Source organism: Streptomyces sp. GS7 (assembly GCF_009834125.1).
GTDB lineage: Bacteria > Actinomycetota > Actinomycetes > Streptomycetales > Streptomycetaceae > Streptomyces.
Genome location: NZ_CP047146.1, coordinates 1,386,418 through 1,406,616 on the forward strand (window position 1 = coordinate 1,386,418; position 20,199 = coordinate 1,406,616).

General features: G+C 70.3%; 14 protein-coding genes and 1 tRNA gene. 13 read left to right on the plus strand and 2 right to left on the minus strand.

Annotation, left to right across the window (positions count from 1 at the left end; translation table 11 throughout):
* The first annotated feature begins 458 nt into the window (after window positions 1-458).
* The 6 genes from GR130_RS05825 to GR130_RS05850 all read left to right on the plus strand — a co-directional run bounded on the left by GR130_RS05825 (window position 459) and on the right by GR130_RS05850 (window position 9,099).
* The gene (locus GR130_RS05825) at window positions 459-989 is read left to right on the plus strand and encodes a hypothetical protein (protein WP_159503711.1); all 531 of its coding nucleotides are present in this window, start codon (window positions 459-461) and stop codon (window positions 987-989) included.
* Window positions 990-1,095: 106 nt separating this feature from the next.
* Window positions 1,096-1,473, plus strand: a complete 378-nt coding sequence (locus GR130_RS05830) for a hypothetical protein (protein ID WP_159503712.1) — start codon at window positions 1,096-1,098, stop codon at window positions 1,471-1,473.
* 82 nt (window positions 1,474-1,555) lie between these two features.
* Entirely contained in the window at window positions 1,556-3,433 is a 1,878-nt protein-coding gene (locus tag GR130_RS05835) for an FG-GAP-like repeat-containing protein (RefSeq protein ID WP_159503713.1), read from the plus strand.
* A 117-nt stretch (window positions 3,434-3,550) separates the two neighbouring features.
* A complete protein-coding gene (locus tag GR130_RS05840; protein ID WP_236572829.1) occupies window positions 3,551-5,137 on the plus strand; it encodes a S1 family peptidase in 1,587 nt (528 codons plus the stop codon).
* A gap of 199 nt (window positions 5,138-5,336) precedes the next feature.
* Window positions 5,337-7,109, plus strand: a complete 1,773-nt coding sequence (locus tag GR130_RS05845; protein ID WP_236573916.1) for a lytic transglycosylase domain-containing protein — start codon at window positions 5,337-5,339, stop codon at window positions 7,107-7,109.
* 118 nt (window positions 7,110-7,227) lie between these two features.
* The gene (locus tag GR130_RS05850) at window positions 7,228-9,099 is read left to right on the plus strand and encodes a trypsin-like serine peptidase (RefSeq protein WP_159503716.1); all 1,872 of its coding nucleotides are present in this window, start codon (window positions 7,228-7,230) and stop codon (window positions 9,097-9,099) included.
* A 379-nt stretch (window positions 9,100-9,478) separates the two neighbouring features.
* Here GR130_RS05850 and GR130_RS05855 read toward each other — a convergent pair.
* Window positions 9,479-9,551: transfer RNA gene (locus tag GR130_RS05855), tRNA-Arg, on the minus strand.
* A gap of 303 nt (window positions 9,552-9,854) precedes the next feature.
* Here GR130_RS05855 and GR130_RS05860 point away from each other — a divergent pair.
* The 7 genes from GR130_RS05860 to GR130_RS05890 all read left to right on the plus strand — a co-directional run bounded on the left by GR130_RS05860 (window position 9,855) and on the right by GR130_RS05890 (window position 19,395).
* Window positions 9,855-11,621, plus strand: a complete 1,767-nt coding sequence (locus GR130_RS05860; RefSeq protein WP_201304803.1) for a dynamin family protein — start codon at window positions 9,855-9,857, stop codon at window positions 11,619-11,621.
* A complete protein-coding gene (locus tag GR130_RS05865) occupies window positions 11,618-13,687 on the plus strand; it encodes a YfjP family GTPase (protein ID WP_236572831.1) in 2,070 nt (689 codons plus the stop codon). The genes GR130_RS05860 and GR130_RS05865 overlap by 4 nt, the downstream gene beginning before the upstream one ends.
* 311 nt (window positions 13,688-13,998) lie before the next feature.
* Window positions 13,999-14,529, plus strand: a complete 531-nt coding sequence (locus GR130_RS05870; protein WP_159503719.1) for a single-stranded DNA-binding protein — start codon at window positions 13,999-14,001, stop codon at window positions 14,527-14,529.
* Between the two features lie 241 nt (window positions 14,530-14,770).
* A complete protein-coding gene (locus GR130_RS05875; RefSeq protein ID WP_201305145.1) occupies window positions 14,771-16,153 on the plus strand; it encodes an LAETG motif-containing sortase-dependent surface protein in 1,383 nt (460 codons plus the stop codon).
* Window positions 16,154-16,553: 400 nt separating this feature from the next.
* The gene (gene ettA, locus GR130_RS05880; protein ID WP_159503721.1) at window positions 16,554-18,218 is read left to right on the plus strand and encodes an energy-dependent translational throttle protein EttA; all 1,665 of its coding nucleotides are present in this window, start codon (window positions 16,554-16,556) and stop codon (window positions 18,216-18,218) included.
* A 5-nt stretch (window positions 18,219-18,223) separates the two neighbouring features.
* Window positions 18,224-18,658 (plus strand): acyl-CoA thioesterase, encoded by a 435-nt coding sequence (locus GR130_RS05885; protein WP_159503722.1) that lies wholly within the window; start codon window positions 18,224-18,226, stop codon window positions 18,656-18,658.
* A complete protein-coding gene (locus GR130_RS05890; protein WP_159503723.1) occupies window positions 18,655-19,395 on the plus strand; it encodes a hypothetical protein in 741 nt (246 codons plus the stop codon). The genes GR130_RS05885 and GR130_RS05890 overlap by 4 nt, the downstream gene beginning before the upstream one ends.
* Window positions 19,396-19,716: 321 nt before the next feature.
* Here GR130_RS05890 and GR130_RS05895 read toward each other — a convergent pair whose 3' ends face one another.
* Window positions 19,717-20,121, minus strand: coding sequence for a globin (locus GR130_RS05895; RefSeq protein ID WP_159503724.1), 405 nt, complete (start codon window positions 20,119-20,121; stop codon window positions 19,717-19,719).
* Window positions 20,122-20,199: the final 78 nt, after the last annotated feature.

The window sequence follows — 20,199 nt, forward strand, 5'->3', positions numbered from 1 at the left end:
ACTGCCGTCGTCGCCCCCCTCCACGCCTGCGGCATTAGCGGGGCTCGTCCCGACTATACCCGCGACGAGTGCCAGCGGCAGCACGCCCGCGCACATGGCGCGTAGGCCGTGATGCCGCTTCCTTCTCGCTCTCACTGCGCAAATCCTTCGTGCTAGTTATGCGTTGCATATGGTCGAAGCGGTGAGCATAGCTTCTGCAATCCACGGGTAAAGGAGGGGTATCGAGTGTGCATCGCGGCGGGGGTTGTCTACACCCGGAGATGCGTCCTCATCTGCCGTGCCGGACAGGGTGAACCATCGAGGGTTGTACAGCGTCCCGACGTCGTGTCCGATTTGTTATTCAGCGGGCTCTATTTACTCTCCGAGTTCCTTGGGTGATACGTTCGCGGCTGCCCTTCGGGCCGAATCTCTCCTGCGGCAGGTTGTTCCGGCCGCCACGCATCTGGAAGGAACCTCTGGTGATACTTCGCGCGCGCAAGACGCTGATCGCTGGCGTTTTTGGTGCCACCACGGCCATCGCGGGGGTTTCCACCCTCGCCGTTGCCCAGGCCGCCCCGCGGCCCGCGAACGGTGCCGCCCAGGCGGCCGCCGGCGAGCTTCCGCCGCCCGCGATCGAGGACTTCGAGTACCCAGGTGCAGACAAGATCCTCAAGGAAAAGGGCATCAAGCTCCTCAAGGGCGATGGTCACATTCTCCTGACCGAATGCTCCGCGAACAATTGGAAGATCAAGGTCGAGGCCAGCAAGGACTTCGACACGATCTTCCACTGCTTCAAGGTCACCGGAGCGAAGGGGTACGTCACCCTGGAGGTCCCCGACGTGAGCGGTATCTGGACCGAGAACCAGGTCGTCAAGGCCACACTCACCTCCAACGGCAAGAAGCAGACCGTCGTCACCAATGAAGGCCCGCACCAGGTAAAGCCCGTTGGCGCAGCTGACAAGGACAACGACTACAAGCAGGCCGATCTGCTTGAGCTCCGCGTCGGCTGATCGAATCGCTCAAAAGCTCCCATTGTTTCGACACATAAAGAGGCCGAAGCCGGCAGATAGATAGTGCTTCAAGGCCCTCTGATCGGGGGATGACGGCTCCACAGCGATGTACTCCGATACGGACATCAACGGTGTCCGCAAGGAGAGCCAACTGACCAAGGCCGACAACGGTTGGAAGAACGCCGTCCAGGTCAGTGCCGGTGAGTTCACCGGCAAGAAGACCTCCGACCTGCTCATCCGCTGGAGCGACGGACAGGCCCAGGTCTTCCCCGGTGTCGACACCGCCGGATACCACGGCAGCCGGGTCACCATCCAGCCTGTCGGGTCCGCGTGGCGTAACTCCCGGACGCTGACGGTGGGTTCCCTCACGGCTCCCATCAACCGCCCGAACGGCATCCTCGTCGGATGGACGACCGCATCCCTCAGCTACTACCCGGGCATCGACGCCAACGGCTCCCACGGCGAGGTTCAGCTCGTCGGCTGAGCCGAGCCGCTTCCTCGGTCGGCCCCTCGTTCCGGCGGTCGCCCCACTCTTAGACCACCCCCACCCCCCAAGGAAAAGAACCATGTTCGGCCACGCTTCGCGCTCCCGAGCCCTGTTGCCCGCAGGGTTCCTCTCCGCTGTCGTCGGTGCCACCGCGCTCACCGTCGCCCCGGCCCACGCCGTCGTCGGTGATGCTGCCAAGGACGGCCAGTACTCGTTCACCGCGAAGCTCGACATCGGCGAGGGCAAGCGGAGCTGCTCCGGCACGCTCGTCGACGAGCAGTGGGTGCTCACAGCCGCCAGCTGCTTCGCAGACAACGGACAGTCTGTGAAGGCCGGAGCACCCCAGATGAAGTCCAAGGCGACCATCGGCCGCGCCGACCTCAGCACCGAGGCAGGGCAGGTGCGGGACGTCGTCGAGCTCATCCCGCGTAACGACCGCGATCTCGTCATGGCCCGCCTCGCCGCACCCGTCCCCGACGTCGTGCCCGCGAACCTCGCCACCCATACCCCCGCCAGTGGCGAAGAACTGCGTATCGCCGGGTACGGCCGCACCAAGGACGAGTGGGTTCCCGACCGTGTGCACTCCGGCACTTTCGGCGTCGACTCCGTGAAGGGCACCACCATCGCCGTCACCGGCAAGAACACCTCTGCTGTGTGCAAGGGCGACACCGGGGGGCCCGCTCTGCGCGCGCAGAACGGTCGCCAGGAGCTGGCCGCCGTCAGCAGCACCTCCTGGCAGGGGGGCTGCCTCGGCAGTGAGGACGAGGCCCGCAAGGGCGCCGTCGAGAGCCGCGTCGACGACATCAACCACTGGATCCAGCAGGTCCGTTCGCTGCCCAAGCGCTATATGACAGCCACCGGTGACTTCGACGGCGACGGCAAGACCGACCTCGCGCTGCTCACCGACTACGGTCAGTCCAAGGACGGGCGCAACCAGACCGCCCTGTGGGTGTACACCGCCAAGGGCGACGGCTTCGCCGAGCCGCGTACGGTCTGGGACAGCGGTTCCGACAGTTGGAACTGGGAGTCCGGCAAGCTGGTCGCCGGTGACTTCGACGGCGACGGCAACACCGACCTCGGTGTCCTGTACAACTACGGCAAGGAAAGCGACGGCCGCAACCGGACCGGCCTCTGGACCTTCACCAGCAGGGGCGACGCCGGCTTCGAGGCACCCCGAAAGGTGTGGGAGAGCGGCTCGGACAGCAGTTGGAGCAGTTGGAACTGGGAGTCCAGCAAGGTTGTCGCCGGCGACTTCAACGGCGACGGCAAGAGCGACCTCGCCGTCCTCTACAACTACGGCAAGACCTCCGACGGCCGTAACGAATCCGCCCTCATGACGTTCACCAGCATCGGTGACGGCTTCAACGAGCCGCGCAAGGTGTGGGAGAGCGGCAAGGACAGCTGGAACTGGAACACCAGCAAGCTCGCTGCCGGCGACTTCAATGGCGACGGTAGGGCCGATCTGGCTGTGCTGTACGGCTATGGCAAGACCTCCGATGGTCGTAACCACACCGCTCTGTGGATGTTCGACGGGAGCAAGGGCGGTTTCAACGCCCCCCGCATGGTGTGGGACAGCGGCAACGACAGCTGGAACTGGGACGCCAGCAAGCTCGCCGCTGGTGACTTCAATGGCGACGGTAGGGCCGATCTGGCTGTGCTGTACGGCTATGGCAAGACCTCCGATGGTCGTAACCACACCGCTCTGTGGATGTTCGACGGGAGCAAGGGCGGTTTCAACGCCCCCCGTACGGTGTGGGACAGCGGCAACGACAGCTGGAACTGGGACGCCAGCGAGCTGACCGCAGGCGACTTCAACGGCGATGGCAAGACCGACATCAGCGTCACGTACGACTACGGGCGAGGAGCGGACGGCCGCATCGAGACCGGCCTGTGGGCATTCACCAGCAAGGGCGACGGCGTCGACGCGCCGCGCAAGGTCTGGAGCAACAGCCTCTAGCGCGGTCGCGCATGCGTGGCCGGGCGTGAGCCGCGTAGGCCCTGACCAGGACTTGTCGACCACCCCTCAGATGACTTAGGGAGAGAAATGCTCAGCAGACGTCCGCGCGCAGCGTGGATGACCGGAATCCTTACCACCGCGATAGCCGCCGGTGTCCTGACCGCCACCCCGGCGAATGCCGTGGCCGGGGAAGCGGCCAAGGACAGTACGTACGGGTTCGCCGCGAAGCTCGATATCGGTGACGGTAAGCGCAGTTGCTCTGGCGCGCTGGTGGACAAGCAGTGGGTGCTGACCGCCAGCAGCTGCTTCGCTGAAGACCCGGACAAGGGCTTCAAGGTTGCCGAGGGCGCTCCCCAGTGGAAGACCACTGCCACCGTAGGCCGCGCCGACCTCACGCAATCGACCGGCAGTGTGACCGATGTCGTAGAGCTCGTCCCCTATGAGGGCCGCGACCTGGTGATGGCGAAGCTGGCGAAGCCGGTCACCGGCATCACGCCTGTCTCCATCGCCACCTCCGCGCCCGCGCCGGGTGAGGAGGTGAAGGTCGGGGGCTTCGGCCGCAGCAAGTCCGTGTGGGTTCCCAACCGCATGCGCAGTGTCGTGTTCGCCGTGGACTCGGTGCAGGACGGCTCGATCGGCATCAGCCCCAAGACTCCCGCGGACGGTGCTGTCTGCAAGGGCGACACTGGCGGTCCTGCGCTGCGGGAGGCGGACGGCAAGGTCGAGCTGGTCGGTATCAACAGCACGTCCTGGCAGGGCGGTTGTCTGGGTACTGATCCGTCCGAGATGCGTAAGGGCGCGGTTGACACCCGTGTCGATAGCCTCGGCACCTGGGTGCAAAAGGTCAGTTATCGCGACGTCCTCCCCAAGGCGCCCTGGAGCCAGGCGACTCATATCGCCTCGGGGTACTTCACCGGTGGCTCGGCCGGCGGCAAGCGGCACATGGACATGATCGTCCGCTGGTCCGACTCCGAGGTCACGCTCTACCAGGGCGGGGAGGACAAGGATCCGTCCCATCCCTTCGTCGCCGAGTACCAGCTGGGCAAACCGCTGCGCCAGGACCCGAAGACCAACTGGCAGTACGTCAAGGAGATGACGGGCGCCAGCGCCGGCGATGGTACGGACGGGCTGGTGGTGCGCTGGGTCGACAGTGAGATGACGCAGTACACCCACGTGGACACCAAGGGCTTCCACAGCGAGAAGAAGCTCGTTGCACCGGTCAAGAACGGCCCGTGGACGCACGCCAAGCAGATGACCGCCGGCCGGTACACGGCCAATGCGCTGCGCGATGACCTCATCGTCGTCTGGGACGACGGGCGGGTCACGCTGCACCCCGATCTGAACACCAACGGCCTGGCGGACAAGGCGAAGAAGACGCTGGTCCAAAAGAACACGACATGGCCCTACGCCACGCAGATCGCCGCCGGTGAGTTCACCGGGAAGAAGACCGCGGATCTGTTCGTGCGCTGGGTCGACGGTGAGACCACCATCTACCCCGGTGTCGACGCGGCGGGACTCCACGGTGAGATCAAGATCAAGCCGAAGGACTCCTACATGACCCACGCCTCGGTCCTCACCGTCGGTGCTTTCGTGGCCAACCAGGTCCCGAACGACCTCTTGGTCCGCTGGGAGAACGGCAAGGTCACCATGTTCCCGGCCGTCGACGCGGCCGGACTCCACAATGAATTCAGGGTCGCTCCATAGTGAATTCACGTGGATCGAACCGGGAGTTGTGAGATCTGGTCGGTCGGCCTGGCATAGCGGGCCGGCCGACCGGATCCTCCGGGCCGGTGTCGTATGGCGCCGGCCTCCGCCTCGTTGCCTCCTGCGCGTCCTTCCTGGCCCCTTTCCCTCTTGCCCCGCCTTGTAGCTCCTTGACGTCGAGGATCCGCTTACCGTGAAGATGCCGCCTGCCCTGTCGTCTGCCCTCTCCGTGCTGCTGGCCCGTCGTGTGCGTCAGGGCCTGTGCGTATGCGCGCTTGCCGCCGGGCTGACCGCCGCGTCCGCGATCAGTCCCCTGCCGGTCGCCGGGCCGCCGAGCGCCGATGCCAGCGGTGCCGCTCCCGATGCGGACGGCCCGCAGGCCCAGCCCCGCGGCGTACCCGACTTGGACCTGCCCGAGCTGCCCGGCGGTGGCAGGGACGGCACAACCGGAGAGGCGGCCGGAGGGCCGAGACCCGAGGAGCGAACGGGCATACCCGCCTCCGCCCTGGACGCTTACAAGAAGGCCGAGCGGACGCTGAGCAGCGGTCAGCCGTCCTGTCACCTGCCCTGGCAGCTGGTCGCGGGTATCGGCCGGGTCGAGTCCGTCCACGCCTCCGGCTACGGCCTGCGCCCCGACGGGTCCACCGCCAAGCCGATCCGCGGACCGCGCCTGGACGGTAAGCAGTTCGCCCTCATCCGCGACACCGACGGTGGGCGCTGGGACGGGGACACCGAGTTCGATCGCGCCGTCGGTCCGATGCAGTTCATACCCTCCACATGGGCAACCTGGGGAGCCGACGGCAACGGCGACGGCGCCAACGACCCCAACAACATCTACGACGCCGCCCTGGGCACCGCCCACTACCTCTGCGCCGGAGGCCGCGACCTGAACCGTCCGGCCGACCTCGACAAGGCCATCCTCAGCTACAACAACTCCCGCGAGTACGTGAACGCGGTGACGGACTGGATGCGTACGTACTCGGGTGGCAAGGTCACCGCGACACCGGATGGCGCTCCCGCCATCCCGCATCGCCCCGACCCCGCAGATCGGCGCTCTCCGGCCACCAAGACACTGCCCCGTCCCCTGCGGGTGGAGCCCCGGCCCGGTTCCGACGCCGAGCAGGACCGTGTACAAGGCAGCCGGGTAACTCACCTCCATAGCAAGCCTGTTACGCCGACCCGGCCTGCCGCCAAACCCATTGCGCCCCCCGAGCCCCCCGAGAAGCCCGGACCCGCGCCGGATCACCGCACGGTCGCCCGTCTGGAACGTGTCGGAGGCGAGAACCTGGGAGACCGGAAGGCGGGCGAGGAGTTCGCGCGGCGCCCGCAGGTGCGTGCCACCGACGCCCACGGACACCCCGTCGCCCGCGCCGAGGTGACGTACCACTTGGTCGGCACCGCCGCGGCGCACTTCCCCGGTCACGGCACCACCGCGACCGCCACCACCGATCACCGTGGCGTCGCCACCGCACCCACCGTTCTGGCCGGCGACCGCCCCGGACGCGTCACCATCACCGCCACCACGCCCGGGAAGCACAGCCAGGCCACCACGACCTTCACCGCGACCGTCCGACGAGTGCCCGTTCGGACGCCCGACCTCCTGCAACTGCTCAACCAGCAGCCCCTCCAGGCCGGAATCAACAGCCAGTTCGCCGACCCGCTGCGAATCCGGGCGACGGAACACCACAAGCCCGCCCCCGGAGTATGCCTCACCGCGACCCTGCTCGATGGCACCGAAGAGCCCCGGGAAGCCACCTTCGGCCCGTACTTCAAGGACGACCACGGCCATCCCGTACGCACCCTCGCCCTCCCCGCCACCGACTCCGACGGCCGGATCACCCTCCCGCAACTCTTCACCGACCAACACCCCGGCACCTACACGCTCCGCCTCACCACCCCACACGGAGCCACATTGGACATCCCCCTCACCGTCGGTGAACCAGCGCCCGGCCAGACCATCTCTTTCGCCTGAGCCCTTGGGGACCGGGGACCGGCGCCTGCTGCCAGGCGCCTCCCGCACATCTCCGGACCAGGCCCACCCCACCTCCTCGTTACCCACACCCCTCTTTTTGCTGCCAACGGAAATCTTCATGAGACGAACACCCTGGGCGCGCGCCACCGTCCTGAGCTTCTGCGCCACGCTCACCTTCGCCACCCCCGCGTCGGCCACACCTGACCCGGGCAAGCCGGCCACGCCCACCAAGCCCGTCACGCCCGCCAAGCCCGTCACGCCCGCCAAGCGCCCCATCCCGCAAGAGATCCGGGAGGCCCGGGAGGCAGAGCGCTACTGGACCCCTGAACGCATCCGCACCGCGGTCCCCGTAGACGCCGCGGGCGGTGCCCAGGACAGGAGCCGGAGCGCGCCCAGGCCGCCCGGCGGGCGGCAGAAGCGCTCTCTCCAGGAACCCAGCCACCTCATCGACGAGGGCATGGCCACGGTCGGTGTCTTCCTGATCCGCAACGACAAGGACGAGGCGACCCCCAACCAGTTCTGCACCGCCGCCTCGGTCGCCTCACCCACCAAGAGCCTGGCCGTCACGGCAGCGCACTGCCTGAAGAACGCCGCCGGTCGGAACATCGCCTTCGTCCCCGGCTACCGCGCCGGAGCCGCCTCGGCAGCCGGCCAGGTGGGCGAGACCCCCTACGGAATCTTCCCCGTCAAGCCCGGCAAGATCTGGATCGACGGCCGCTACCTGCGCACCACACCCGACGACGACGTCGACTTCGCGTTCCTGCGCGTCGGCCCCAACGCCCAGGGGCAGCTCCTCGAAGACGCCACCGGTCGGGGCAACGTCCTCACCAAGGTGAACTCCGCCGACCTCGCCCGCAAGAACGTCACGGCCGCCGGATACCCCGGCGGCCAGAAGACGCCCCTGCGGTGTACCAACAACACCACCGCGTTCCAGAGCCGGTTTATGGAAATCAAGTGCGACGGCTTCCGCGCCGGCGTCAGCGGCGGCCCGTTCCTGGAGAACTTCGACGGCACACGCGGCAATCTGGTCGGCGTCATCGGCGGCTACAAGACCGGCGGCGCCTACGACCACACCTCCTACACCTCCCAGTTCGACGACGACGTCTTCCGCCTCTACCAGCAGGCCGTCAACGACGCGCCGCCGGACGCTCCAAACCCCCTGGGCGACCCCGAAACCTGGCAGCACGCCAAGGCCATGACCGCGGGCCGCTTCCATACCGCCTCGGTACGCAACAACACCAGTGACCTCGTCGTCCGCTGGTCCGACGGCGAGGTCTCCCTCTACCCGGGCAACGGCGCCTACGGCTTCGGCAAGGACATCCAGCTCGTCGGCAGGAACAGCACCTGGCAGCACGCAGACGTCATCACCGCCGGAAACTTCACCGGCAAGAACACCTACGACCTCTTCGTCCGCTGGTCGGACGGCGAACTCACCCTCTACGAGGACGTCAACGAGACCAACAAGCTCCGCAACGAGATCCAGATCCGCCCCAAGAACAGCACCTGGCCCCACGCCCAGGCCCTCACCGCCGGTCGTTTCAGCGCCAACGCACGCACCGACGACCTCGTGGTGCGCTGGTCCGACGGCGAAGTCACCCTCTACACCGACGTCGACACCAAGGGCCTTCACGCCGAGAAGCAGCTCCTCGCCCGCAACACCACCTGGCCCTACGCCAGGGACATAGTCGCCGGCGACTTCACCGCCACCTCGGCCACGTCCCGCCAGGACCTCCTCGTCCGCTGGGCCGACGGCGAAGTCTCCGCCTACGACGACATCGCCACCAGGGGCTTCAAGGCCGAACACCGCCTCCGCCCCGCCAAGTCATGGTGGCGCGTCGCCACCATGACCACGGCCGGCACCTTCGGCGGCGACGGCCGCCAGAACGATCTCGTCACGGGCTGGTTCGACGGCAAACTCACCCTCAACGCCGACACCACCAGCACCTCCCTCGCCCGCGAGCGCATCCTCGTCCCCATGCCCGGTCGCTGAGCACTCGTAGGGGGAGCACCATTCGGGCCTTGGGGAAGACCGCATTCAGGCAGTCTTCCCCAAGGCCCGAAGTGCGGCTTCCAGGGATCGTCGCCACAGGGGCTGATGGAGCCGTACCCGTCGGTCCGACGGCAGTGGAACGGGGGGATGCGGCGGCTGCCGCGTGCCCGCGCCGTCGGAGGCTGATCTCGCGATGCAGGGAGTCGAGATCTGCGAAGCCGTCGACAGCGGGCCACCCACCGTGGTCACGCCGTTACTTGCAGCGCTGGTGCCCGAGGTGCAAGTGGAAAGCCGTACCCCGTATCAAACCGGACTTCCGGCTCGCGAAGCCCGCGCGAAACCCCGATGAGGGATCGGGGTTTCGCGCAATGCTCGATTGCGCCCCCGGCAGGACTCGAACCTGCGGCCAAGTGCTTAGAAGGCACCTGCTCTATCCACTGAGCTACGGGGGCCGGGTGGTGGGTGTGGATCACGGGCCGCGGACCAGGATAGAGGTCCGGGTACCTCGTCCCGGTTGCTTCACCTCCGTGGCACGTTGTGGAGGTTCGGTGAAGCGATCCCGATAATCGCAGGCGGGTACGAATCCTGCACGGCTTTTGCCGTCTCGCGCGGTGGGTGTTGTGCACTCGTTATGCCTGCGTCTCAGTTGTCCCGAACGTCCCGCGCGTTACTCGTCCCGTTCTGTGCGGGTTCTTGCGGCGCGCACAAGGGGTTATACGCTTCAAAAACCCACCGAAATTGGGCATTCTGCACATGTGGCGACCTTGGACGTAGGACCCCGACTGATCGACGCCCTGTCCGTTCTGCGTGACCGCGTCGACGCCGCACGCTTTCCACTGCCGCTTCGGGGCGCCGCCCGCGCCCGGTGCAACCGGGCCGAGCTGCTCGCCCAGCTCGACGACTATGTGATTCCCCGTCTGCGCACCCCTAAGGCCCCCCTCCTCGCCGTCGTCGGCGGCTCCACCGGGGCGGGCAAGTCCACGCTGGTCAATTCGCTGGTCGGCCGGCGGGTGTCGGAGGCCGGGGTGCTGCGGCCGACGACCCGTACGCCGGTGCTGGTGTGCCATCCCGACGACCACCGGTGGTTCGCCGGGCAGCGGGTGCTGCCGGGGCTCACCCGGGTGTGGGTGCCGGAGCAGGACGGAGGGGAGGGGAGCGGGCGGGGTGCCTACGAGGGCGCCGGGAGCGGGGGTGGCGCGGGCGAGCCGGGGATGGCGACCGTGCGGATCGAGACGGACCCCGCGCTGCCCAGCGGGCTGGCGCTGCTGGACGCCCCGGACATCGACTCGCTGGTCGCCGGCAACCGGGAACTGGCCGCCGAGCTGATCTGCGCGGCCGACGTCTGGGTGCTGGTCACCACGGCCGCCCGGTATGCCGACGCGGTGCCCTGGCATCTGCTGCGGACGGCCAAGGAGTACGACGTCACGCTGGTGACCGTGCTGGACCGGGTGCCGCACCAGATCGCCCCCGACATCTCCGCCCGGTACGCGGAACTGCTCCAGCGGGCCGGGCTCGGCCACGTCCCCCGCTTCACCATTCCCGAGCTGCCCGAGTCCGCCGGCGGGGGCCGCGGACTGCTGCCCGCCACCGCGGTCGCCGGGCTGCGGGAGTGGCTGGAGCGGCATGCCCAGGACCCCGTCGCCCGTACTGCCGCCGCGGACCGCACGGCGTCCGGTGCGCTCGCCTCGCTGCGCAGCCGGCTCCCCGCGCTCGCCGGGGCCGCCGCCGCGCAGCACGCCGCGGCGCTGCGGCTGGCCGGCCGCGTCGAGGAGGCGTACGAGGCGGCCGCGGAACGGGTGCGGCGGGAGATCGCGGCCGGCGAGGTGCTGGCCGGGGACGCGCGCGCCCACTGGCACGAGCACCCGCGCGGCGGCCGGGCGGACGAGCTGCTGGACGCGCTGACCCACGGGCTGACGGCGCTGCTGGCGTGCGCCGTCGCGGAGGCCGACGAGCGGGCCGCGGACGCCTGGCGGCGCGACCCCGCGGCGGCGGAGGTACGGCTGGCGGCGGCCGGCGCCACCGGGGCGGACGGGCGGCTCGGGGTGGTCATCCGGCGCTGGCGGCGCTGCCTGGAGGAACTCGCCGAGGAGGAGACCCGCGAGGCGCGCGGTGGCCAGGCCGGTGAACGGGCCGGCTCGGTGGCGGCGGAGGAGTCGGCGGCGCTGCTGGCCACCGCGCTGCTCGGCGGCCGCCGAGCCCGTGCGGCGGGCGAGAACCTCGCCGACCTCCTGGGGGCGCAGACCGCGCTGCGGCTGTGCGACCGGGGCGGCCGGCTGCTGACCACGTACCTGGAGCGCGCGCTGTCCGGTGAACGGGAGCGGCGGCTGGCCCCCCTGGACGGGCTGACCGTGCCACCGGACCAGCAGGCCGGGCTGATCGCCGCGCTGTCCCTGTTGCAGAGGGAGAAGTCGCAGCAGGAGAAGGACGGCCCCGAGGGCCACGAGGGCCGCAGGGGCCACCGGGGGCTCGGGGAACACCAGGACAAGGTGATCGTGTGCGAGCGGGAGACGGTGACGGGGTGACGGAGTCCGAGGAGCGGCGGGCGGCGGGCGGGGACGGTGCGGGCACGGCGTGGGACGACGGGGTGATCGCGCGGCGGGCACGCGGCGAGGACGCGCGGGAGGCGGAGCCCGTCGTGCCGGAGGCCCGCGCGGCGGCCGGGCCGGACGCCGCACAGCCGCCGGAGGCGGCGGTTCCGGCGGACCTCCGGGAGGACGCGCTGGGCGCGGACGGCCGGGACGAGGGCGGTACCGGGGTCGGCGGCTACAAGTGGGTGCCCGGCGGGGCGCGGCGGGTGGCGGCGGCGGGGCTGCAGCCCCGTCTGGAGGCGCTGCGCGAGCTGATCGCGCTGTCCCGGACCCGGCTGGACGGGGCGGTGCTGGACGAGGCGGGGCGGGTGCTGGAGGCGGCCGACGAGCGCTACCGGCTGTCCGGCGAGCACACCGTGGTCGCCATCGCGGGGGCGACCGGCAGCGGCAAGTCGTCGCTCTTCAACGCGCTGGCCGGGGCGAACCGTTCGCAGGTCGGCGCGCGCCGACCGACGACCGGTGAACCGGTGGCGTGCGTCTGGTCGGGCGGCAGGCCCGGGGCGGACGGGCTGCTGCGGCGGCTGGGGGTTCCGGTGCACCGTCGGCACATCCCCGGGGAGGGCGCTCCGGAGCTGCGCGGCCTCGTCCTGCTCGACCTTCCCGACCACGACTCCGCGGACACCGCGAACCGCGAACAGGTCGACCGGATGCTGGAATTGGTGGACGCGGTGATCTGGGTGGTGGACCCGGAGAAATACGCGGACGCGGTGCTGCACGAGCGGTATCTGCGGCCCCTGGCGGGCTACGCCGAGGTCACGTTCGTGGTGCTCAACCAGGTGGACCGGCTGCCCGGGGACGCCGCCGACCAGGTCGTGGACGATCTGCGCCGGCTGCTGGACGAGGACGGGCTGGCACTCGGCGAGCACGGGGAGCCCGGCGCGGCGGTGCTGGCGCTGTCCGCGGCGACCGGCGAGGGGGTGGCGGAACTACGGGAGGCCCTGGGCCAGTTCGTCGCCGAACGGGGCGCGGCGGACCGCCGGCTGACGGCCGACGTGGACGCGGCGGCCGAACGGCTGCGGTCGGTATACGTGGCGGAGCGCCGGGTCGGGCTGACGGAGCGGGCCCGCGACGAGTTCGACGGCCGGCTGGCCGAGGCGGTGGGCGCGGCGGCCACCGGGCGCGCCGCGGAACGGGACTGGCTCCGGCACGCGGAACGGGCCTGCGGTGCGCCGTGGTCGCGGCTGCGCGGCCGTCGGCGCGCCCGGGGGAGTGGCCGGAAGAGGGGGTACGGGGCCCGGCGGAAGGCGGCGGCGACCGGAGCCGGTGACACGCGCACCGGTGCGGTTCCCGCCCCTTCGGTTCCCGCTGCTTCAGGGGCTGTTGCTGCGGAGGCCGCGTCGGGGCGGGCCGCCGGCGGGTGCGCCGATGCCGTACGGGACGGTTCCGTACGCGGCGGTTTCGCGCGTGGCGGTTCCGTACGGCGTGGCCTTGGGGGGAGCGGCGGTGTGCGGAACGGTGACGGCCGGGCCGCCGCCCGGCCGGTGGTGGAGCAGGCGGTGCGGGCCGTGGCGGAGGACGCCGCGCGGGGGCTGCCGACGCCCTGGGCGCAGGCGGTGCGGGAGGCGGCGGTGCGGGGCGCGGGAGGGCTGCCGGAGGCGCTGGACGCGGTGGCGGCCGGGGCCGAGGAGTCGTTGCGGCAGGGGCCGGCCGTGAAGCCTCGGTGGTGGACGGTGGCGGCGGCGGTGCAGGGGCTGCTGTTCGTGCTGCAAGTGGTGGGTGTGCTCTGGATGCTGGGGGCGGTGACGGGCGTGCTGAACGCCGCCGCGTGGCTGCCCGGGCTGCTGCCCGCCGCGGTCGGGTCGGTGGGCGGCCCGGCGCTGACCTGGCTGTGCGGGGCGGTGGCGCGCGGCCCCGCCAGGCGGTACGGGCAGGAGGCCGAGCGTCGGCTGCGGAGCGCGGCGGCCGGGTGCGGGCGGGCCCGGGTGCTGGAGCCGGTCGCGGCCGAACTGCTGCGGTACCGCGAGGTGCGGGAGCAGTACGCGGTGGCGTCGGGCGTGTGACGCACGGCGGGGGGCACCGCCGTCCCCTCCCGGGTGACGGAGTTGTCCACAACCGGCCCGCCGTCCACAGCCCGCAGCGGCCGAAGCCGCGGCGGTGCAGCATGAGTTCAACGCAACGCAACGCAGCGCGGTGCACCACAGCGCGACGCCCCACACGGCGACGTGGTGCGTGCAGTGCGGTGCGTCCGGGGACCCGGCGTGCGGGGACCCGGCGTGCGGAGACCTGACATTCGCAGAGGTGGCATCCGGAGAGAGGGACGACGGCGGGGCCACACCGATACGCCCTGGAGGGCGGACGGGGGGAATCTTCCATGAACGACACGATGGTGACGCTGGTGGGGAACGCGGCGACGGCGGTGGAACACAGGGAGACCACCGCGGGGGTGCCGGTGGCGCGGTTCCGGATGGCGGCGACGTCGCGGCGCTGGGACAGGGCCCGGGAGTGCTGGACCGACGGGGAGACGAGTTTCTACACGGTGCGGTCCTGGCGCGCGCTCGCGGACAACGTGGCCGCGTCGGTGGCGGTGGGCGAACCCCTCGTCGTCCAGGGGAGGTTGCGGCTGCGGGAGGGCGAGCAGCCGCCGGAGAAGGGGGGACAGCGGTGGTTCGCGGCGGAGATCGACGCCACCGCCATCGGCCACGACCTCTCGCGGGGGACCGCCGCGTTCCGCAGGGTGGTGAGGGTGCGGCAGGAATCCGTGCCATCCCAACGGCCGGTGGACGGCCCGGAGTTCAAAGAAGTTGAGCAGGCAACGAAATTGCCGGTGAACGGCCGGGCGGATCCGCCGCCGAAGCCCGCGGAAAGAACCGGCAATTCGCAGCAGAAGGTGTCAGTAGCCTGAAATCACCCGGAGATTTGTCGATAATGCCAGGTCAGGGTGCCCGTGGTCGATAACGATTGCGATTCGGATCGCTTATAGGACGCTATTACTGGGGACCGTGATGCGCCTGCTCCATAGGATCCGACCAGTACTCACGGGGGCTGACCAGGCTGACCAGTTCGGCCGTTGAGTTCTTGGGATCTTTCCGGCGAGGCAACCTCTCCAGCCGACCGCCTCGCCCAGAGGGGAAATCATGCTTTCGATGAAAGGGCGGGGCGCAGCCCGCCTTGCCGCCGCGGTCGTGGCCTCGGGCCTCGTCGCGGCGGGTGCGATAGCCACCGCGGGGACCGCAGTGGCCGACGACCCGACCACCTCGCACGGGGGCGCCACCGCGACGCTCGACGGTCTGAAGACCTTCGACCAGGCAGTGGTGCACGGCACCGGAGGGGACCAGCGCGTGGGCGCCGGGCTCTTCGAGATGTCGGTCGACAACGGCGGCACGCTGCAGACGTACTGCATCGACATCCACAACCCGACGCAGCAGCAGGCGCGTTACCAGGAAGTGCCCTGGAGCGCCTCGTCGCTGCACGACAACGCGGACGCGGGCAAGATCCGCTGGATTCTGCAGAACTCCTACCCGCAGGTGAACGACCTGGCCGCGCTCGCCGCCAAGTCCGGTGCCGGGAACCTCACCGAGAAGACCGCCGCGGCGGGCACCCAGGTCGCGATCTGGCGCTTCTCCGACCACGCCAAGGTGGACGCGGTCGACCCGGCGGCCGAGAAGCTCGCCGCCTACCTGGAGAAGAGCGCGCAGAACGTCGGCGAGCCCAAGGCGTCGCTCACGCTGGACCCGCCGGCCGTCTCCGGCAAGTCCGGCGGCAAGCTCGGCCCGGTCACCGTGCACACCAACGCCGACAGCGTCACGGTCTCCCCCGCTGCCGACGTGCCGGCCGGTGTCAAGGTCGTGGGCAAGGACGGCAAGCCCGTCACCAGCGCCGGCGACGGCACCCAGCTGTTCTTCGACGTGCCCAAGGGGACCAAGGACGGCAGCACCTCGCTGACCGCGCAGGCCGCCACCAAGGTCCCGGTCGGCCGCGCCTTCACCGGCATCGGCGAGCACGCCAGGAGCCAGACCCAGATCCTGGCCGGGTCCAGCGAGTCCACGGTCTCCGCGGCGGCCACGGTCTCCTGGAAGAAGCAGGGCGCGATCCCCGCGATCACCGCGGAGAAGGACTGCGACAAGGGCGGCGTGGACGTCACAGCGACCAACAAGGGTGACGAGGCGTTCCGCTTCCAGCTGGCCGGCAAGGACTACTCGGTCGCCCCGGGCGCGTCGCGGACCGTGACCGTCCCGGTGGGCGAGAAGCAGTCGTACCAGATCACGATCACGGGTGCGGGCGGCTTCAAGAAGACGTTCTCCGGTGTCCTGAACTGCAAGACCGCGGGCAGCGGCGGCACGCCCTCCCCGCACCCCAGCCCGGCCTCGGCCGGCGGCACCACGGGCGGCGGCCACGGCCATGACCTCGCCGAGACCGGCTCCAGCAGCGCCACCCCGGTGATAGCCGGCATCGCGGCCGTCCTCGTCGTGGTCGGCGGCGCGGCGGTCTTCTTCCTGCGGAAGAAGAAGAGCACCCCGTCCGCGTGACGGCGACCGCGCCGCGGCCGTCCTCACGGTGACGGGAACGGCACCGTGAGGACGGCAGGACGCGAAGAGCAAGAACAGCAACAACGGCAACACCGGCGGCAGCGCCGTGGGTGCCGATGCCGGCGGGAGCGCCGGCATCGGTGACACGGCGATGACGCTCGGCGACCGCGCCGCTCGCCCGGAGTGAGCGGCACGGTCGCCCGCCGGGCACCTCGCGGCCCCGGAGCGCGGCATGTGCTCCGGGGCCGCGGCGCGTCCGCCCCGTGGCACCCGTTTCCGTCCGGGGATGCCGGTACGGCAAGATGGGTGTATCTGCCCTCGCGCGGCCACGCCGCACCATGGCCCAGGCGGCGGAGCCGCACAGACCACCTGATAGATCCAGACTGCCGGACGGTTTCTCTTGGCTGAGTACATCTACACGATGCGCAAGACGCGCAAGGCGCACGGCGACAAGGTCATCCTCGATGACGTTTCGCTGAGCTTCCTGCCGGGCGCGAAGATCGGTGTCGTGGGTCCCAACGGCGCCGGTAAGTCCACGGTGCTGAAGATCATGGCTGGTCTTGAGCAGCCGTCGAACGGCGACGCCTTCCTCTCTCCCGGCTACACGGTCGGCATGCTCCTCCAGGAGCCGCCGCTGGACGAGTCCAAGACCGTCCTGGAGAACGTCCAGGAGGGCGCCAAGGAGATCATGGGCAAGCTCAGGCGCTTCAACGAGGTCGCCGAGCTGATGGCCACCGACTACTCCGACGAGCTCATGGAGGAGATGGGCAAGCTCCAGGAGGACCTCGACCACGCCAACGCCTGGGACCTCGACACCCAGCTCGAACAGGCCATGGACGCGCTCGGCTGCCCGCCCGGCGACTGGCAGGTCACCACCCTCTCCGGTGGTGAGCGCCGCCGCGTCGCGCTGTGCAAGCTGCTGCTGGAGGCCCCCGACCTGCTGCTCCTCGACGAGCCCACCAACCACCTGGACGCCGAGTCCGTGCAGTGGCTGGAGCAGCACCTCGCCAAGTACCCCGGCACCGTCGTCGCCGTCACCCACGACCGGTACTTCCTCGACAACGTCGCCGGCTGGATCCTGGAGCTCGACCGCGGCCGCGCCATCGGCTACGAGGGCAACTACTCCACGTACCTGGAGACCAAGCAGACCCGTCTGAAGGTCGAGGGCCAGAAGGACGCCAAGCGCGCCAAGCGCCTCAAGGAAGAGCTGGAGTGGGTGCGCTCCAACGCCAAGGGGCGGCAGGCCAAGTCCAAGGCCCGCCTGGCGCGTTACGAGGAGATGGCCGCCGAGGCCGACAAGATGCGGAAGCTGGACTTCGAGGAGATCCAGATCCCGCCGGGCCCGCGCCTGGGCAACGTCGTCGTCGAGGTCGACAAGCTCAACAAGGCGTTCGGCGACAAGGTCCTGATCGAGGACCTGAGCTTCACCCTGCCGCGCAACGGCATCGTCGGCGTCATCGGCCCCAACGGCGCCGGCAAGACCACGCTCTTCAAGATGCTCCAGGGCCTGGAGACGCCGGACTCCGGCGACATCAAGGTCGGTGAGACCGTCAAGATCTCCTACGTCGACCAGAGCCGCGAGAACATCGACCCCAAGAAGACCCTGTGGGCCGTGGTCTCCGACGAGCTGGACTACATCAACGTCGGCCAGGTCGAGATGCCCTCGCGGGCCTATGTCTCCGCGTTCGGCTTCAAGGGCCCGGACCAGCAGAAGCCGGCCGGGGTCCTCTCCGGCGGTGAGCGCAACCGCCTCAACCTGGCGCTCACCCTCAAGCAGGGCGGCAACCTGCTGCTCCTCGACGAGCCGACCAACGACCTCGACGTCGAGACGCTGTCCTCCCTGGAGAACGCGCTGCTGGAGTTCCCCGGCTGCGCCGTGGTCGTCTCCCACGACCGCTGGTTCCTCGACCGCGTCGCCACGCACATCCTGGCGTACGAGGGCGACTCCAAGTGGTTCTGGTTCGAGGGCAACTTCGAGTCGTACGAGAAGAACAAGGTCGAGCGCCTGGGCGCCGACGCGGCCCGTCCGCACCGTGCGACGTACAAGAAGCTGACCCGGGGCTGACCGTCGTGCGACACCTCTACCCCTGCCCCCTGCGCTGGTCGGACATGGACGCGTTCGGCCACGTCAACAACGCGGTGTTCGTCCGCTACCTCGAAGAGGCGCGGATCGACTTCATGCGCCGGCTGGCGCCGGGGGGCGACAGCCCGTCGTTCAAGGGCGGCTCGGTCGTCGCCCGGCACGAGATCGACTACGTGCGGCAACTGGTCCACCGGCCCGAACCGGTGACCGTCGAGCTGTGGGTGAGGAAGATCAGTGCCGCGTCGATGACGGTGGGGTACGAGGTCAAGGACGAGGACACGGTCTACCTCCGGGCCTCGACCGTCGTCGTTCCGTTCAACTTCGCGGAGGGGCGTCCGCGCCGCCTCACCGCGGAGGAGAAGGCGATCCTCAAGGAGTACCTGGACGACGCCTCGCACCAGGAGGGGGCCGTCTCCGCATGACGGCGCTGCACCTGGCCGATGCCGGGGAGGCGGCGGACCTCGCCGCCTTCCTCGCCCGGCTGATCCACTACGACCGCGCGGCGGCGGTGCGGCTGCAGGCCGGGGGCGGGGTGCTGGCGGTGTTCGGCCGGCCGCCGTCCTTCGAGGTGCTGGCGATCCGCACGGCGCGGCTCGCGCAGGACCTCACGCTGGACGTGACCGTGTCCGCGGGTGAACTCCTCGAAGGCGTACAGGAGTCGGCGGACCGGGTGACCGTGCCCGCCGCGGTCACCGGCCCGCCGTGGGCCGGGGTGCTGCCGCCGCGCGGCGGCTGGACGCGGGTGCAGGGGCTGCCCTCGACCGAGGCGCTGGCGCGCGCGGTGGCCGCGGCGGTCGCCGAATTCCGGGCGCGGGACGAGGCGTTGCCGCCGCAGCGGCGGACGCGGAGCGAGCGCGACCGGATCGGGCGGGAGATATGGTCCCGGACCCTCGGTGACACCCGTCTGCCGCTGCGAGCGGTGCATGCGGCGCAGGCGCTCGGGTTCCTGCGGCCGGTGCGGGCCGGCGCGGGGGCGATGGCGGGGAGCGCCGGGGCCGGTGCCGCTACCGGAGGCGGCCCTGCGGTGCCGCCGGGGCCGGCGTTGCTGGCCGCCGGGGGATGGCTGCGGCTGAGCACGCCGTACGGGTCGATCGCGGTACGGACCGCGGGCCCGGCGGGGTTTGCCGGGCTGTCGGGGCTGACGGTCTCGCCGGTCTGAGCCGAGGCCGCGGCGGCGGGCGGCCGCTGTTGCCGCGTACCCCCGGCCGTTCGTCCTTCGGGCTTGCTCTCAAGTGCTGGGCGTGCTCTCAAATGCTGGACGGGCCGGGTGAGTTGGACGCGGAGCCCGGGCAGGCGTGCCGGAGGTGCCGCGCCGGGCCTTGCGGCGCCGTGTCGCCGCGCCGCTGCTTCCGCCGTACCGAGAACGAGGGCAGGGGCCGCCGGCGGGCTGTGTGCACGCACCCGCGGCTCACGGCATCAGGCCCGATCGTGACGCGAGCACATCAGGGGCGATGTGCCGGGCCCCGGTGTGACGGGTCTCTCACTCCGCCGTGTTGATCATCGACGCCGCCGCATACGTGAGGTAGTTCCACAGCTGCGTCTCGTGGTCCTCGGCCAGCCCGAGGGAGTCCACCGCGTCCCGCATGTGCCGCAGCCACGCGTCGTGCGCGGCCCGGTCGACGGTGAACGGGGCATGCCGCATGCGCAGCCTCGGGTGGCCGCGGCCCTCGCTGTACGCACGGGGGCCGCCCCAGTACTGCATGAGGAAGAGGGCGAGCCGCTCCTCGGCCGGGCCCAGGTCCTCCTCCGGGTACATCGGCCGCAGCAGCGGGTCCTCGGCGACCCCCTGGTAGAAGCGGTGCACCAGGCGGCGGAAGGTGTCCTCGCCGCCGACCTGCTCGTAGAAGGTCTGCTCCTGAAGGGCGCCGTGCGGAATCGTGTTCACCGGTCCATGGTGGCAGACGCCCCGGCCGAGGACTTCGGTCGTAGGGCGGGGCGGCCGGACACGACTCCGGGGCGCGAT